The organism is Dactylosporangium salmoneum (assembly GCF_039532525.1).
GTDB classification, from domain to species: Bacteria; Actinomycetota; Actinomycetes; order Mycobacteriales; family Micromonosporaceae; genus Dactylosporangium; species Dactylosporangium salmoneum.
The window spans coordinates 17249-31918 of the sequence record NZ_BAAARV010000073.1 but is presented as its reverse complement, the minus strand read 5'-3'; the positions used below and the strand labels follow the sequence as shown (position 1 = coordinate 31918).

The following is a 14670-nucleotide window of genomic DNA, read 5'->3' as shown; positions in this document are numbered from 1 at the left end:
CCCTACCGGGCGACCGGTACGGTACCGCTGTCCGGGCCGATGCCCATCGCGGCGGTGATGTCCTCGGCCGTCACCTCGTGCGCGGCTGCGGTGAGCACGAGATGGCCCTGATCGATGACCGCCACCTCGTCGGCCACGCCGGAGAGCAGTTCCTCGCCGCCCTCGCTGACGATCAGGATCGCGAGTCCTTCGCGCTTGAGTTCGCTGACCAATGCGAGGACCTCGTCGACGACGACCGGGGCGAGGCCGGAGGCGGGTTCGTCCAGCAGCAGCAGGCTCGGCCGGTTCACCAGCGCCTGGGCGATCGCCAGCATCTGCTGCTGTCCGCCGCTGAGGGCGCCCGCCGGTTGTTCGAGCTTCTCCGCCAGCGGCGGGAAGCGGGTACACATCTGGTCGATCAGCGCCTTGGCGTCCTTGCGGGACGCCGGCCGGCCGAACGTGCCGAGCACCAGGTTCTCTCGTACGGTGAGCTCGCGGAGGATGCGTTTGCCTTCCTGGACGAAGGACAGCCCGCGGCGGGCCCGGGTGTGGGCCGGCAGTTTCGAGATGTCGTCGCCCTCCAGCAGCACCGAGCCGGACTGGCAGCGCAGCAGACCGGCGACGCCGGACAGCAGGGTGGTCTTGCCCGCGCCGTTTCGGCCGACGAGCGCGACGGTTGTCTCCCTGGGCACGGTCAGGCTCACGTCCCAGACGGCGGTGAGGTCGCCGTAGCCGAAGCGGACTCCGCGGATCTCCAGTGCCGGCGTCATGACCCCACCGTTTCCGTGTCGGCGCCGGCCGCGCCGCGGCGGCCCAGATAGCTGGCGATGACGTCCGGGTGGGCCCGGACGTGGTCGGGTGTGCCGGAGGCGATCACCCTGCCCAGCTCGAGCACGTGGACGTGGTCGGCGAGGCCGAGGACGAAACCGATGTTGTGCTCGACGAGGATGACCGTGCCGCCGGCGTCGCTGGCCCGGCGGATCAGCCGGCCGAGTTCTTCCAGGCCTTCCTCGTCCAGGCCGGCGGCGGGTTCGTCGAGCAGAATGAGGCGAGGTTCGCCGGCCATTGCCCGCACCACCTCAAGCAACCGGCGGGTACCCAGCGGCAGGCTGCGCGCGTCGGTGGTGGCGATCGTGGCCTGGCCGGCGAAGGCCAGAGCACCGTAGCCGGCGTCGAGGTCGGCGCGGCGGGCCCGCCAGAATGACGGCAGGCGCAGGATTGCGGCGAGCTTGCCGGCACCGGCGGAGCCGAGCCGTCCCGAGGTCACCACTTCCAGCGCGGTCATCGACTGCGGGATGAGCGGTGTCTGATAGGTGCGGCGGACGCCGGAGCGGGCGATGCGGTACGGGGGCCGCCCGTCGAGACGCTCCTGACCCAGCTGAACCTCGCCCTGATCCATGGCGACGAATCCGGAGATCGCGTTGAGCAGGGTGGTCTTGCCGGCGCCGTTCGCCCCGATCAGCGCGGTCACCTGGCCGGGTGCCGCGCTCAACGTGACGTCGTTGAGGGCGCGGACGCCGCCGAAGGACTTGGTGACGCCGCGGACCTCGAGGCGTTCGCCCGGGATCGAGTGTTCGGAGAAGTCAGCGGCGGCTGCCTCCGCGCTGACGCCCAGCGGTGTGCTGGTGGAGCCGGCCAGGCGCCGCAGTCCCAGTCGTAGCAGTCCGGCGATGCCGCCGGAGAACACGACGCCGATGACGAGCAGGAACAGCCCGTACACCAGGACTGAGTAGGTGGCGGCGCCGCTGGCCTGCAGCGGGCCCAGGACCAGCAGCGCGGAGCCGATGATCGCACCGTAGATGCTGTCGGAGCCGCCGACGACCGCGGCGGCCAGCAGCGCCACCGCGAGGTCGAAGCGAAACCCATCCGGCGATACGAATCCGTTGAGGTAGGCGATCAGGCAGCCGGCCGCACCGGCGGGAAGGCTGCCCAGCAGGTAGGCGCTGATGCGGACCCGGAAGACGGACAGACCGAGCGAGGAGGCCAGCAGCGGGCTTTCCCGCAGCACGCGCAGTTCGTCACCGAAACGGGACAGGATCAGGTTGCGGAAGATCGCCATCCACACGACGGTCACGCCGAGTGCGAAGCAGAAGAATCCGGTGAAACCCAGCGTGCGGCCGAAGATGGTCGGCTCGAAGGTGGTCGACATTCCCAGCAGTCCGCCGGTCTGTTCCTTGAACAGGGAGAGCACCTTCGGCACGAGCAGTACGACGAAGAACGACGTCAGGGCCAGTGACCAGTGGCTGAGCCGCAGGCCGGGCACGCCGGACACGACGCCGATGACGCCTGCCGCGACCACCGAGGCGACCAGGGCGAGCAGGATGTCCTTGTGTCCGTGGTCGGCGAGGACGGCCGAGACGTACGCTCCGGCGGCAAACATGGCCACCTGGCCCAGCGCCAGTTCACCGCCGTAGCCGAAGCTGATGTTCAGGCCACTGACGATCAGGGTATAGACGGCGATCACGATTAGCTGGCGCTGGCCGTAGATGCCCAGCACGGCCGGTGGCAGCACGATGAGCAGCGCGCCGACCAGCGCGGCGGCGGCCCAGCCGTACCGGCGGTGGCCACTCTGCAGTGCTGTGCCGATCGTGGTGACAAGGTTGGCCATCTCAGATCACCCGCAATCGTTTCGTGCCGAACAGTCCCGACGGACGCACCAGCAGCAGCAGGACCAGCACGGCGAACAGCAGGATGAAGGCCCAGTCGCCGTTGAGGTAGCGGGCGCCGAGCGCCTGGATCAGTCCCACGCCGAAGCCGCCGACCAGGCAGCCGAGGTAGCTGCCGAAGCCGCCGATCGCCAGCGCGACGAAGCCCAGGATGAGCAGGTTGTTGCCCAGGTCGACGCTCGCGGTGACCTGGGCGGCGACCACGGGGCCCAGCCCGCAGGCCAGGCCCCCGGCGATGGCGAAAGACAGCCACCGTACGCCGCGGACGTTGATCCCGCGCAGCTGGGCAGCCTCCGGGTTGGTGGTGGCGGCCCGGTTCGCCAGGCCCCACCGAGTTCGCTGTGAAAGCACCGCGAAGCCCAGACAGGCGACGATCGCCAGGATGACAAGGGTCAGGTCCAGTGCGCCCAGCCGCCCGCCGGCCACGTCGAGCGTGGTGCCGCTGCCGGCCAGCGGCACCACCTTCGGCGTCGTGCCCCAGAACACGTACGCGACACCCTGCATCGCCACCGCGAAGCCGACCGTGGTGACCAGTGCGGCCCGGCTGGTCGTGTTGCGTTCGAAGGGGCGGATGGCCACCCGGTCCTCGACCAGGCCGATGGCCGCGCCGACGGCCAGGCACAGCGCGAAGGTCACGATCACCGGCAGATGCAGCCGGAAGCCTTCGTAGGCGAGGAAGCCACCGAGCATCATGTACTGCGGCTGCGCGAAGTTGAACACGCCGGAAGCCGCCAGCGGGACGTTGAAGGTGAACGCCACCAAGGCATACAGGGCACCCATGCCCAGTCCGGACCAGACGATTGTCATCGGTTTACCTCAACTGGCCGAGGGCAGCAGCATGTCCTTGCGTTGCCCGGGCTTGGCCGCCACGTAGTCGGTCGGGGCGAAGGTCGGCTTGCGGTTGGACTCGGAGAAACCGATCTTCGGGCAGGCGAACCAGCCCTTCACCTGGCTGGCGTCCTTGACGCTTTCCAGAGCGGTCCTCATCTTCTCCGGGTCGGTCGACTTGGCGATGTCGGCGGCGGCCCGGGCCAGCAGGACACACGAGTACGCCGACGCATACGTCTCGGCGGCGAACTGCAGCTTGCCGCCGGACTCCTTGATCATGGCGTCCCGGAAGACGGTGAACTCCGGGCTGGTGGTGACCGACGTGCCGGTCACGTTCAGCGAGATGGAGTTGACGGTGATTCCTTCGTAGGAGGCCGGTGGGATCGAGGCGAAGTCGTTGGCGGCGAGGTCGGCGGTGCCGATCACTGGAATCTGCCAGCCGAGCTTCTTCACCGAGGCCAGCATCACCGCCGCCGATGGGCCGTAGGCGTCCAGCAGCAGCACGTCGGGGTTGCCGGCACGCAGCTTCTCCAGCTGGGCGGTCGCGTCAGTGGCGGTCGGGTCCAGCTTCTGCGACGCGAACTTGATGCCCTCTTTGCCGAGATCCGCGCTGATCGCGTCGTTGACGGAGGCACCCAGCTCGGTGTCGGCGACGAGCAGCGCGACCGACTTCCGGCCCTCCTGCTTGACCTGGTTGACCACGCCGGCTGCAGTGCCGCTGGCACTGGTGGCGGCGCCGAAGAAGTACGGGTACGTTGCGCCCTTGTTGAGGGCGTCGGATGCCGCCTGCGAACAGTTGAGCAGCTTGCGCTGGCTGGCGGCCTGCACCATGGGGATCGCCTCGCCGCTGGTCGAACCGAGGAAGGCGAAGTCGTACTTCGTGCCGGAGTTGAGTTCCTTTTGCAGGACGTTGACGGCCTGGGTGGGGGTGCCGGCGTCGTCGACGTACTTCACCTCGATCTGCTTGCCGTTCGCCCCACCCTCGGCGTTGATCACGTTCACGGCGGCCTTCATGGCGGTCTGGGTGGCGCCGCCGATCGAGGCCAGCTGACCGCTGAGCGGCATGATGGCGAGAATCCGGAAGGTCTTGTCGGACGAACCGCCGGTCGAATCACCGGAATCTGCCGAGCAACCGCCCATCGTGACGGCGGCGGTCGCTAAGACAGCGATCCCGGCCCGTGTCCAAGGCGACGTCGTGCGAAACATCTGGTGCTCCTTGATCATCTTTGATCGATGGGGGTGTGCTGCAGCGCCACGGCACAGTAAAGATGCGCTCCGGGCGCCGGCCCGAGCGTCGAGGAGGTCACCGGGCAGGACCGGGGTGTTGGCCCGCCACGTGGTTTGTTTGCTCAGTTTCGGCGACCCTACCGGGCGCCCGGTTCGGCCGTCAAGAGCGCCCTGTAGCAGCGACGTCGCCCTTCGCTTGGCCCTACAGTGACCGTATGAACGGGCGCGAGTACGGTTCGCCCGGACTGCCGCCGGTACTCGATGCGGCGCTGCGGCGGAGCGATCGATGACTCGGCCGCTGTTCGACGCTTGATTGCGCGGATCGCGTCGACCGCTACCGCTGCGGCAACCGGCTTGGGAGCGCAGTTCTTGGGCTAGGACGGCAACAGGAAGTCAGCCAGCATCAGGGCGAGGTGGAGGTACGTCCGGTCGGTGCCACGCTTGAGGTCGAGTCCGGTTCTACGTTCGACCTGCGCCAGGCGGTGGTAGAGGCTCTGGCGGTGCAGGTTGAGCACCGATGCCGTGTGGGCGGCGCTGCCGGCGGAGTCGAGGTAGACCCGGGCGGTGTGCACGAGCTCCGCGTGGCGCTCGTCGCTCAGGAATGCCATGAGCTGTTCGGAGACGACCGCTTCGGCCAGGTCGTGGTCGGCGGCCGCGGAGAGGAGTTTGAGGACGCCGAGCGACGCCCACTCGGTCGGCTGACCGGGGTCGTTGGCCCGCGCGACCCGGAGCGCGGTCAGGGCGCCCCAGCGGGACTGCCGCAGGTCTTCCAGGGCGCTGACCTGCGGGCCGACTCCCACGAACGGTGCAGCGGTCAGCGGTCGGGACCGGCGGTGGTACCCCAGGCGCGTGAGGAGCTCGATCGAGGACGGGGCCTGCGTCTTGATGCGGCCGCGCACGATGGCGGCGGCGATCGTGGGTGACTCCTGGACCCAGACGACGCCGTCGCGGCGTGCTTGCGCCGAGAGGTTCTCGATGGGCGTCGGGTGCTCGACGAGCAGGCAGGTGACCGGGTCGCCGACCCGCAGGTCGGACGCGAAGGCGATCTCCTTGGCGGCCGCGCGTGCGGTCATCCGGTCACCCTCGACGAGGTCCCGGTAGAAGAGGTTCAGCCGGGTCTGGCGCCGGGTCGACTGGCTCAGCAGCAGCGCGGCGATCTCGGCGATGCGGGTCGCGGCCGGCCAGTCGTGCTCGGAGATGGCCTCGTCGGGGTCCAGAAGCCAGAAGTATCCCTGGACGCGGTTGAGGTGCCGGGCGGGAATGCACAGCCGGGCCGAGATGCCCAGGCCCGGGTCGGCTGGTGTCCGGATCGGCGTGGCCGACGTCCGGATGCCCTGCGCGTGGAACCAGTCGCGCACCTGGCTGGTCGCCCGCCGCTGCAGAATCGAGCGCTGCCGGACATCGTCCACGTCGCTCTGCCCCGAGTAACCGAGCAGATTGAAGTCGGCGTCCTCGAGGGTGCACGGCGCGCCCAGCAGGACGGCCATCTCGTCGACCAGGTCGTCCAGCTCCGTCATCAGACAAATGTAACGACCTTCGGAGCTGTGTTCGTGGCAGTCGTCTCTCGTTGCGGGCGGGCCTGCCCTCCTACGTTCTGCTTGGTGGTGCCGCTGGGGGCACTTCGCACCCGAAGGAGGGCACGTGCTGGGACCCACGTTGCTGCGGGCGTCGCGTAACGAACGGCTGCGCGGCGTGATCGAGCGGAACCGGTTGACCCGGAGGGTCGTCACGCGATTCGTGGCCGGGGAGGACCGGGACGCGGTGCTGGCCGTCGTCCACCGGCTGCAGTCGCGCGACATGACGACGAGCGTGGACTTCCTCGGAGAGGACGTCAGTGACCTGGCCGGCGCTCGTCGCGTCCGGGACCAGTACCTGTCCCTGCTCGACCGGCTGCGCGAGGCCGGCGACGCCGGACGGTCCGAGGTCTCCGTCAAGCTCTCCGCGGTCGGGCAGTCGATCCCGAAGGACGGCCACGAGATCGCCCTGGGGCACGCGCATCAGATCGCCGCCGCGGCGGCCGCCGCCGGTTGCCGGATGACCCTGGACATGGAGGACCACACGACGGTCGACTCCACCCTCGCGATCGGCGACGAGCTGCGGCACGAGTTCCCGCTGACGGGCAACGTGCTGCAGGCCAACCTGCGGCGCACGGCCGGCGACCTCGCCCACCTCGCCGGTACCGGAGCCCGCGTCCGGCTCGTCAAAGGCGCCTACCGGGAACCCGAATCGGTTGCCTACCAGCGCAAGCACGAGGTCGACGCCGCGTACCGGCAGGGCCTGCAGCAGCTGATGGCGTCCACCTGCTACCCGATGGTCGCCACCCACGACCCGGCCATGATCCGCGCGGCGCGCGACGCCGCCCAGCGATACGGCAAGGGCCTGGACGAGTGGGAGATCCAGATGTTGTACGGCATCTCTGCGGGCCTCCAGGCCCAGCTCGCCGGGTCGGGCCACGCGATACGCGTCTACATCCCGTACGGCACCGACTGGTACGGCTACTTCATGCGGCGCCTCGCCGAACGGCCCGCCAACGTCGCCTTCTTCCTGCGCGCCCTCGCCCGCGGCTGACCTCCCCTCCATTCGACGACATCTGGAGCCCGCATGCATGCCATCACCACTCCGCCTGCTCCCAGCAACGAGCCGAACCTGACCTACGCGCCGGGCACCCCCGAACGCCAGGCACTTCTCACGGAGATCGGGAAGCTCGAGCAGCAGCAGAAGGACCTGCATGGCTACGTCGGCGGCCGCTGGACGGCCGGCGGCGGCGCCGAGATCAGGGTCGTCCAGCCGCACGACCACCAGCACGTGCTCGGCACGCTGAAGGACTCGACGCAGGCCGACGCCCGCGCCGCGATCGAGGCCGCGGCCGACGCCGCGCCGGGCTGGCGCGACATGGACTTCGACGACCGGGCCGCGATTCTGCTCAAGGCCGCCGACCTGCTGGCCGGCCCCTGGCGTCAGCGCCTCAACGCGGCGACCGTGCTCGGCCAGTCGAAGACGCCGTTCCAGGCCGAGATCGACTCGGCCTGCGAGCTCATCGACTTCTGGCGCTACAACGTCCACTACGCCCGCGAGATCCTCGCCGACCAGCCGATCGCCAACAGCCCCGGCGTGTGGAACCGCACCGACCACCGCCCGCTGGAGGGCTTCGTCTACGCGATCACGCCGTTCAACTTCACCGCGATCGCCGGCAACCTGCCCACCGCCCCGGCGCTGATGGGCAACACGGTCATCTGGAAGCCCTCAGCGACCCAGCAGCTCGCCGCGTCGCTGACGATGGAGCTGCTGGAGGAGGCCGGCCTGCCGCCGGGCGTCATCAACATGCTCCCCGGCGACGGCCGGCAGGTGAGCGAGGCATTGCTCGCGCATCCCGATCTCGCGGGAATTCACTTCACCGGTTCGACGCCCGTCTTCCAGCACCTGTGGCGCGAGGTCGGCAACAACATCCAGCACTACCGGTCGTATCCGCGTCTGGTCGGGGAGACCGGCGGCAAAGACTTCATCGTCGCCCACCCCTCGGCCGACCCCGAGGTGCTGCGCACCGCGATGATCCGCGGTGCGTTCGAGTTCCAGGGCCAGAAGTGCTCGGCCGCCTCGCGGGCGTACGTCGCTCGGTCGGTCTGGAAGAAGATGAGGGACTCATTCGTATCCGAGGTCGAGTCGATCACGGTCGGCGACCCGACCGACTTCTCGAACTTCATGGGCGCGGTCATCGACGACCGGGCGTTCGCCAAGCACACAGCGGCGATCGAGCGCGCGAAGCAGTCCCCAACGCTCGACATCGTCGTCGGCGGCGAGCTCGACGACTCGGTGGGCTACTTCGTCAACCCGACAGTCGTCGAGGGTGGCGACCCGACCGACGAGATGTTCACGACCGAATACTTCGGCCCGATCCTCGCCGTTCACGTCTACGAGGACGGTGACTTCGAGAAGGTCGTCCGGGGCATGGAGTCGATCGCGCCGTACGCCCTGACCGGATCGATCATCGCTCGGGACCGCCGTGCGATCGCGTGGGCGCAGCAAGAGCTCCGGTTCGCGGCCGGCAACTTCTACATCAACGACAAGCCGACCGGCGCGGTAGTCGGTCAGCAGCCGTTCGGCGGCGGCCGCGCCTCAGGCACCAACGACAAGGCCGGTGCCGCGGTCAACCTGCTCAGATGGGCCAGCCCCCGGTCGATCAAGGAGACGTTCGTCCCCCCGACCGACTACCGCTACCCGTACCTGAATGCGCAAATGAAGCCAGGTACACGAGCGTAAGGGCGCGGCTGCGCCCGATGGCTTCGGCACCGGCTCCTGCTGGACGATTCCAACCACGAACGGCTGCAGGCCGCAAACGACGTTGACCAGCAGATTCAGGCCAACGTCGTGGCGGCCAAGTACGACGTGCAGCGGCTGAGCCTGGCCCCCGCCGCGGCGCTCGACGCGCCGCCCGGGCTGCAGACGTTCGCACCGGGCACGTCGCAGGACACCACCGTGACGTTCACGAACACCACGGGCTCGCGCGCGGTGGGCGTGAAGCTCAGCATCTCGGTGCCGGACAAGCAGTGGACCTCGTTCGTGCCGGGCAGCACGGACACGTCGGTGACGTTCGACTCGGTCGCGGCCGGCCAGAGCGTCAGCGCGACCTTCAAGGTCACCGCAGGCCCGGCGCCGTTCAATGGCGACCTGGTCGGCAACGCGTCGTGGACGAACCCGACCTTCGGTGGCCGGCAGTCCGAGACGACAGCCGAGAAGGTCCGCAACGTCAGCCCGATCAAGATCAACGAGTTCCGCACCGGTACGAGCACCAACTCGACCAACGCGTACATCGAGCTGTACAACGCCGGCGCCGCCGACGTCGACATCTCCAACTGGACCCTCACCCAGCAGGCCGTCTTCTCCACGGTGACCGTCCCGGCCGGCACCACGATCCCGGGCCACGGCTTCTACCTGCTCGGCCTGTCCAACTCTGGCCTGGCGGCCCCCGCCGGCAAGGGCGACAGCACCGTGTACGTCAGAAGCACCACCGGCATGGCCACCGGCCACCAGATCGACATCGACACCGGGTCAGGTGTGGAAACCCGCACCATCACCGGCGTCGGGACGGCGGCCACCGCCAACACGACCCTGTGGCAGCCCCAGCCCGACGGTCCGATCGCGCTCCCGGCCGGCTCGGCCAACGTGCCCGTCACCAGCACCACCGGCTTCACCGTCGGCCAGAAGCTCAGCCTCGGCTACGGCGCCAACTACGACGTGGCCACCGTCACCGCGGTCGGCAAGCCGGGCACCCAGGGCCGCCTGTCGGCCGCGGCGCACCCGGGCGACACCACCATCAAGATGTCCTCGACCACCAACATCTCGGTCGGTGACGTGATCCGGCTGGACATCGACAGCCCTGGCCACGGCGTCGAGAACGTCACGGTCACCGCCGTAGGCACCTCCGGCGCGAACGGCACGGGCCTCTCCGTCTCCGCCCCGCTGCGGTTCGAACACGCCAACAACATGCCCTACAGCGCCCGGGGAACCGGGATCAGCTTCTCCCCCGCGACGAGCTCCGCGCACTCCAGCAACGAGCCCGTGCAGCCACTGGGCACCGGCATCACCCTGGACAAGCCCCTCGACAACGGCCACCCGATCAACGCCGTCGTCCGGGACACCCAGGTCACGAACGCGGGCTACCAGCCTGCGCCGGCTCCCAACCAGTGGTTCGGCGGCCCCGCCCCGTCCTCCAGCGCCGGCAACATGGCACTGCGCGACGGCAACAACCTGGTCGTCGACAGCCTCAACTACGGCCTCCTCGTCGACCCGTGGCTCGGCGAGGGCTACCAGGCCACCTCCGGGTCGGGGCAGAGCGGCTGCCGGGTAACCGCACCCGGTTCGGCCGCCGGCGCCGGGGCCAGTGCGGGCCGGGTTCCCGACGGCTACGACACCGACAGCAACTGCGCCGACTTCATCAGGTCGACCACTCCCACGCCGGGCGGGCCCAACGGCAACGCCACGCTCTCCCCCGGCCCCCGGGTCTCGCTGCAGGCCACGAACGGCACCGCCGGCAGCTACATCAAGCACAACGACACCGATGACGGCGTCGTCCTCGCGCCGGTCACGGCGGGCAGCTCCGCGACCGTCAAGGGCGACGCGACCTGGGTGCAGACGGCCGGCCTGGCCAACCCGAACTGCTTCTCGTTCGAGTCGGTCAACCGTCCGGGCCTCTTCCTGCGGCACCAGAGCTTCCAGCTGCACCTGCAGGCCAACGACGGCAGCTCACTGTTCTCCCAGGACGCCACCTTCTGCCAGACCGCAAGCAACAGCGGACAGGGCGTCTCGTTCCAGTCCGTGAACTACCCGACGCGATACCTGCGTACCTACAACGATGTCATCTACATCGCCAGCAACGGCGGCACCAACGCCTTCGACACCACCACCGCGTGGGCGGCCGACTCGAGCTGGTCGGTGGCGACACCCTGGGTGCCGGCACCGTAAGGCAACCGGCCGGCGGGCGCTGACCCGCAGCGCCCGCCGGCTCCCGACAACACGGCGCTGAGCACGCTTTCGGCGCCAACTTCGGTGCATCGCTTCCGGTGCCCGCGCTGCGGGCGTGGGCATCCGGAAGCGATGGCCAACCTGTTTGAGCTGTCGCGGAAAATCAGGTTGCCTCGGCGTACCACCTGGATAAGGTCGGGCAATGCCCGAGTTGAAGCGGTTGGAAGCCGGTCATGCCCCGGCGGTCCTGGCCTTCGAGTTGGCGAACCGGGCGTATTTCGCCGCCTCGATCTCCGACCGCGGCGACGACTTCTTCGACCAGTTCACCGACCGGTACAACGCCTCGCTGGCTGAGCAGGAGGCCGGCGAGTGCGCCTTCTACGTGCTCGTCGATGAGGACGGCTCGGTACTGGGCAGGTTCAACCTGTACAACATCGAAGACCGCGTTGCCGATCTGGGCTACCGGGTCGCGCAGCATGTTTCCGGCCGTGGCGTGGCGACCGCAACCGTCCGGGAGTTGTGCCGGCTGGCGGCGGCCCAGCACGGGCTGCGCACGCTGCGGGCGGCCGCCTCCCACCAGAATGCGGCGTCCCAGAAGGTGCTGACCAAAGCCGGGTTCGTCCCTGCCGACCCGGCCCACCTCGGGGGTGCGTCAGGCACCTGGTATCAGCGCGACCTGGCGCTCGAGCCGCATATGTAGCGGTGTTCGAACCGGGTGAGTACCACGGCCGCGTTGGCGAGGTTGCCGATTTCCGCTCGGGCCGGCAGTGGCTACCTGCCGAGTCCCACCCCTTCAGCAACAACGTCACCCTCGGCAGGGGTCGATCGGCCTGCTGTCCCGGGCCGTGCGCCCTACGCGAGGCCGACGAGGGCGGCGTCTGATGGAGTGGACAACCCGAAGGGAGCTGTGACATGAGTACCACCAGCAGGCTCTTCCCACTCGATCTGATGCAGCTGCCGAACACGCTGTTCGGTGTGCAGGCCGTCCGCGTCGAGGAGTACACCGACGGCACCACCTACGTGGTGCGCGCGGAGGCGCCCGGTCTCGACCCGGACAAGGACATCGCGGTGTCCGTGGTCGGCAACCGCCTGCACATCCGCGTGGAACGCACCGAGGAGCGCGTCGACAAGGCGCACTCCGAGTTCCACTACGGCACGTTCGTCCGCGCCGTGCAGCTGCCGCCGAATGCCCGCGAGGAGGGCATCACCGCGACGTACGTGGCCGGCATCCTCGAGATCCGGGTGCCCATCACCGGGGCGACGACGCCGGGCCGCGAGATCCCGGTGACCACCGAGCCGCCGGCCCGCACCGCCGAGCAGCAGTGACGGCTGCCCTGACGGAGAAGGGAAGGTGACCTTCCATGACGAGGCTGACGTGGCGCGACGGTGTGGCCACTGTGCTGGCGGCCGTCATCCTCGCGTCCTACGCGGCGTATCCGCCGGGGCCGGCCGCCACGCGCGTCTTGGGCGCGGCGGTGCTGCTGGCCGGGATCGGCATGTGCGTCGTCGGGGCGGCACCGGCGATGGCCCGCCCGGCCGGCGCGGCGGTGTACCTCGCCGGCGCGCTCGGGCTCGTCACGCTGGTCGCGGCCGTCATGACCGTGGCGGCGGCGAGCCGGGCCGCCCTGGCGCTGCAGGTCGGCGCGACGCTCACGCTCTGGCTGTTCACCACGGTGCGGCATGCGGCAACCCGATCCGGCGGCGGGCCGGTCGAGCCGCCGCGCTCCGAGGTGCTCCTGGAACTGCACAAGGATGCGCTGCCGCCCCGCGTCGACGCCCGCTGACGAGACGGCCGTACCGCGCCGGGCAGCCGGGAAGCCGGCCGCCCGGCGCCGTCGGCATCGCCGGCCAGACTGGACGGCACCAGGAGCGCGTAGCCGCCGACGGCCAGCCGGGATCGGGACCGCGTGCGGTCAGACGTCGAAGGTGTAGCGGTGCTGCAGCGTGGTGTCGTCGAAGCCCCACTCGAGGTCCTCGGTGACGCCGACGACACCGTCGAGTCCGCGGGTGAGCCGGGCCGCGATCTGCGCGGTACTGCGCCGGTCGACCTTGCCGGTGAGCGTGACATGGCCGTCGGCGACGGCAACGTCGACCTCGATCGGGTCGAGCCACAGCACCCCCAGCAGCACCCCTTCGAGCACGTCTGCGCGGATGTCCTCGTCGTTGCGCAGATACCGGCGCAGCAGGTCGCGGCGCGCGACGATGCCGACCAGCTTGCCCGCGTCGTCGACCACCGGCAGCCGCTTGGCGTCGTGGCGCTCCATGAGCTGCGCGGCGACGGTGAGCGGCACGGCGGCCGCGACGGTGACGGCCGGGCTCGTCATGAGCTCGGCGGCCGTCTCGCCGACCGCCTTCTGCTTCGCCCGCCGCGACCGCCGGCGCTCGAACAGGCCCGCGTGCACGTCGGCGCCGTTGAACTCGACCTTGTACAGCAGGTCCGCCTCGGACACGACGCCGAGCACCCGCCCGTCGCCGTCGACGACCGGGACGGCACTCACACCCATGTCGACGAGCAGATCCGCGATCTGCTTGTAGCCCAGGTCGGGTGCGACCGTGACCACGATCGGGGTCATCACGTCACGAACCATCAGTGCCCGCATCGCCAGCTCCCTTCTCGGCTGCTTCGGATTCACCGTGGCACCGGCAGCCGTCCCGCATGCGGGGCCGGAGCTGGTGTCGCGTCTGTGGGCGTGGCGCGGATGGTCAATCTCGCCAGCGCGTCGCTCATCGCCACGCCGATGGCGGCGACCGTGGCCGCGAGCGCCATCACCTGCAGGTCCTGCTTGCCCATCGCCGCTGCCCTCCTTCGCCACTGCGTTTCACCTAGACGGTGCGCCGGTGCACGCCACCGCGCCTGAGGCGCCCGGCCCGTAACGGCGGGCCGTTCGCCCCTGGCCGGTCCGGACTCCGGTGCCGGAGAGTGAGGACACGCCGGTCCGGACTCCCGAGCCGGACAGTGAAGACACGCCGGTCCGGACTCCCGAGCCGGACAGTGAAGACACGCCGGTCCGGACTCCCGAGCCGGACAGTGAGGACACGCCGGTCCGGACTCCCGAGCCGGACAGTGAAGACACGCCGGTCCGGACTCCCGAGCCGGGCACTGAGGACACACAGCGACACCGCTGCCGAGGCGAAGGAGCCGCCATGCTGGCCACCGAGTTCAAGACCCAGGTCGAGGCGCATGCGATCGAGCACGCCACCGAGCGGCTGATCCGCCGGTACGCCGGCCGGCACGACACCGAGACCGTCAACGCCGCCGTTCGGCACGCGATGCAGCGGTACGGCAACGCCGACATCCACGCGTTCGTGCCCGTGTTCGTCGAGCGCGACGTGCGCCGGCTCCTGGATGCGCCCCGAGGGTGACCTCGCGCTGTGCGCAGGATGACGTTCGGCCTGGGGCTGCTGCCGCGAAAGGGTGGAACTGTCATCTCCGCGCCGAGCGATAGATCACTGCGGACCCTCTGGCGATCCCGCCTCCCGCACCGGCAGACTGATCCCCAAAAGGGGAGGC

General features: G+C 69.7%; 14 protein-coding genes. 7 read left to right on the top strand and 7 right to left on the bottom strand.

Annotated features, from left to right (window positions below; translation table 11 throughout):
- Positions 1 to 2: 2 nt before the first annotated feature.
- From ABD352_RS37390 to ABD352_RS37370, 5 genes are all read right to left on the bottom strand, one after another.
- Entirely contained in the window at positions 3 to 749 is a 747-nt protein-coding gene (locus ABD352_RS37390; protein WP_344617286.1) for an ABC transporter ATP-binding protein, read from the bottom strand.
- On the bottom strand, positions 746 to 2587 hold the full coding sequence (locus ABD352_RS37385; protein ID WP_344617285.1) for a branched-chain amino acid ABC transporter ATP-binding protein/permease: 1842 nt from the start codon (positions 2585 to 2587) through the stop codon (positions 746 to 748). The genes ABD352_RS37390 and ABD352_RS37385 overlap by 4 nt, the downstream gene beginning before the upstream one ends.
- Before the next feature lies 1 nt (position 2588).
- A complete protein-coding gene (locus tag ABD352_RS37380) occupies positions 2589 to 3452 on the bottom strand; it encodes a branched-chain amino acid ABC transporter permease (RefSeq protein ID WP_344617284.1) in 864 nt (287 codons plus the stop codon).
- Positions 3453 to 3461: 9 nt separating this feature from the next.
- Positions 3462 to 4613, bottom strand: coding sequence for an ABC transporter substrate-binding protein (locus ABD352_RS37375; protein ID WP_344617337.1), 1152 nt, complete (start codon positions 4611 to 4613; stop codon positions 3462 to 3464).
- 461 nt (positions 4614 to 5074) lie between these two features.
- Positions 5075 to 6217 carry a PucR family transcriptional regulator gene (locus ABD352_RS37370; RefSeq protein WP_344617283.1) on the bottom strand — a complete coding sequence of 381 codons (1143 nt, stop codon included), beginning with the start codon at positions 6215 to 6217 and terminating at the stop codon, positions 5075 to 5077.
- A gap of 124 nt (positions 6218 to 6341) precedes the next feature.
- Between ABD352_RS37370 and ABD352_RS37365 the strand changes: the two genes are divergently transcribed.
- From ABD352_RS37365 to ABD352_RS37340, 6 genes are all read left to right on the top strand, one after another.
- Complete coding sequence (locus ABD352_RS37365) at positions 6342 to 7268, top strand: proline dehydrogenase family protein (RefSeq protein ID WP_344617282.1); 927 nt, start codon at positions 6342 to 6344, stop codon at positions 7266 to 7268.
- 33 nt (positions 7269 to 7301) lie between these two features.
- Complete coding sequence (gene pruA / locus ABD352_RS37360; protein WP_344617281.1) at positions 7302 to 8957, top strand: L-glutamate gamma-semialdehyde dehydrogenase; 1656 nt, start codon at positions 7302 to 7304, stop codon at positions 8955 to 8957.
- A gap of 108 nt (positions 8958 to 9065) precedes the next feature.
- Positions 9066 to 11159, top strand: a complete 2094-nt coding sequence (locus ABD352_RS37355; protein ID WP_344617280.1) for an AbfB domain-containing protein — start codon at positions 9066 to 9068, stop codon at positions 11157 to 11159.
- Positions 11160 to 11361: 202 nt separating this feature from the next.
- Positions 11362 to 11859: a GNAT family N-acetyltransferase gene (locus tag ABD352_RS37350; RefSeq protein WP_344617279.1), complete on the top strand. Its 498-nt coding sequence runs from the start codon at positions 11362 to 11364 to the stop codon at positions 11857 to 11859.
- Positions 11860 to 12071: 212 nt separating this feature from the next.
- Positions 12072 to 12485, top strand: coding sequence for an Hsp20/alpha crystallin family protein (locus ABD352_RS37345; RefSeq protein ID WP_344617278.1), 414 nt, complete (start codon positions 12072 to 12074; stop codon positions 12483 to 12485).
- A gap of 35 nt (positions 12486 to 12520) precedes the next feature.
- A complete protein-coding gene (locus ABD352_RS37340; protein WP_344617277.1) occupies positions 12521 to 12943 on the top strand; it encodes a hypothetical protein in 423 nt (140 codons plus the stop codon).
- A 129-nt stretch (positions 12944 to 13072) separates the two neighbouring features.
- Here the strand turns inward: ABD352_RS37340 and ABD352_RS37335 are convergent, their stop codons facing one another.
- Positions 13073 to 13759, bottom strand: a complete 687-nt coding sequence (locus tag ABD352_RS37335; RefSeq protein ID WP_344617276.1) for a CBS domain-containing protein — start codon at positions 13757 to 13759, stop codon at positions 13073 to 13075.
- Positions 13760 to 13788: 29 nt separating this feature from the next.
- A complete protein-coding gene (locus tag ABD352_RS37330) occupies positions 13789 to 13950 on the bottom strand; it encodes a hypothetical protein (RefSeq protein ID WP_344617275.1) in 162 nt (53 codons plus the stop codon).
- A 353-nt stretch (positions 13951 to 14303) separates the two neighbouring features.
- Between ABD352_RS37330 and ABD352_RS37325 the strand changes: the two genes are divergently transcribed.
- The gene (locus ABD352_RS37325; RefSeq protein WP_344617274.1) at positions 14304 to 14522 is read left to right on the top strand and encodes a three-helix bundle dimerization domain-containing protein; all 219 of its coding nucleotides are present in this window, start codon (positions 14304 to 14306) and stop codon (positions 14520 to 14522) included.
- Positions 14523 to 14670: the final 148 nt, after the last annotated feature.

What these genes read in the sequence shown, in the direction of transcription:
- ABD352_RS37390 (WP_344617286.1), bottom strand. Translation starts at nt 749, where the DNA reads ATGACGCCGGCACTGGAGATCCGCGGAGTCCGCTTCGGCTACGGCGAC.
- ABD352_RS37385 (WP_344617285.1), bottom strand. Translation starts at nt 2,587, where the DNA reads ATGGCCAACCTTGTCACCACGATCGGCACAGCACTGCAGAGTGGCCAC.
- ABD352_RS37380 (WP_344617284.1), bottom strand. Translation starts at nt 3,452, where the DNA reads ATGACAATCGTCTGGTCCGGACTGGGCATGGGTGCCCTGTATGCCTTG.
- ABD352_RS37375 (WP_344617337.1), bottom strand. Translation starts at nt 4,613, where the DNA reads ATGGGCGGTTGCTCGGCAGATTCCGGTGATTCGACCGGCGGTTCGTCC.
- ABD352_RS37370 (WP_344617283.1), bottom strand. Translation starts at nt 6,217, where the DNA reads ATGACGGAGCTGGACGACCTGGTCGACGAGATGGCCGTCCTGCTGGGC.
- pruA (WP_344617281.1), top strand. Translation starts at nt 7,302, where the DNA reads ATGCATGCCATCACCACTCCGCCTGCTCCCAGCAACGAGCCGAACCTG.
- ABD352_RS37350 (WP_344617279.1), top strand. Translation starts at nt 11,362, where the DNA reads ATGCCCGAGTTGAAGCGGTTGGAAGCCGGTCATGCCCCGGCGGTCCTG.
- ABD352_RS37345 (WP_344617278.1), top strand. Translation starts at nt 12,072, where the DNA reads ATGAGTACCACCAGCAGGCTCTTCCCACTCGATCTGATGCAGCTGCCG.
- ABD352_RS37340 (WP_344617277.1), top strand. Translation starts at nt 12,521, where the DNA reads ATGACGAGGCTGACGTGGCGCGACGGTGTGGCCACTGTGCTGGCGGCC.
- ABD352_RS37335 (WP_344617276.1), bottom strand. Translation starts at nt 13,759, where the DNA reads ATGCGGGCACTGATGGTTCGTGACGTGATGACCCCGATCGTGGTCACG.
- ABD352_RS37330 (WP_344617275.1), bottom strand. Translation starts at nt 13,950, where the DNA reads ATGGGCAAGCAGGACCTGCAGGTGATGGCGCTCGCGGCCACGGTCGCC.
- ABD352_RS37325 (WP_344617274.1), top strand. Translation starts at nt 14,304, where the DNA reads ATGCTGGCCACCGAGTTCAAGACCCAGGTCGAGGCGCATGCGATCGAG.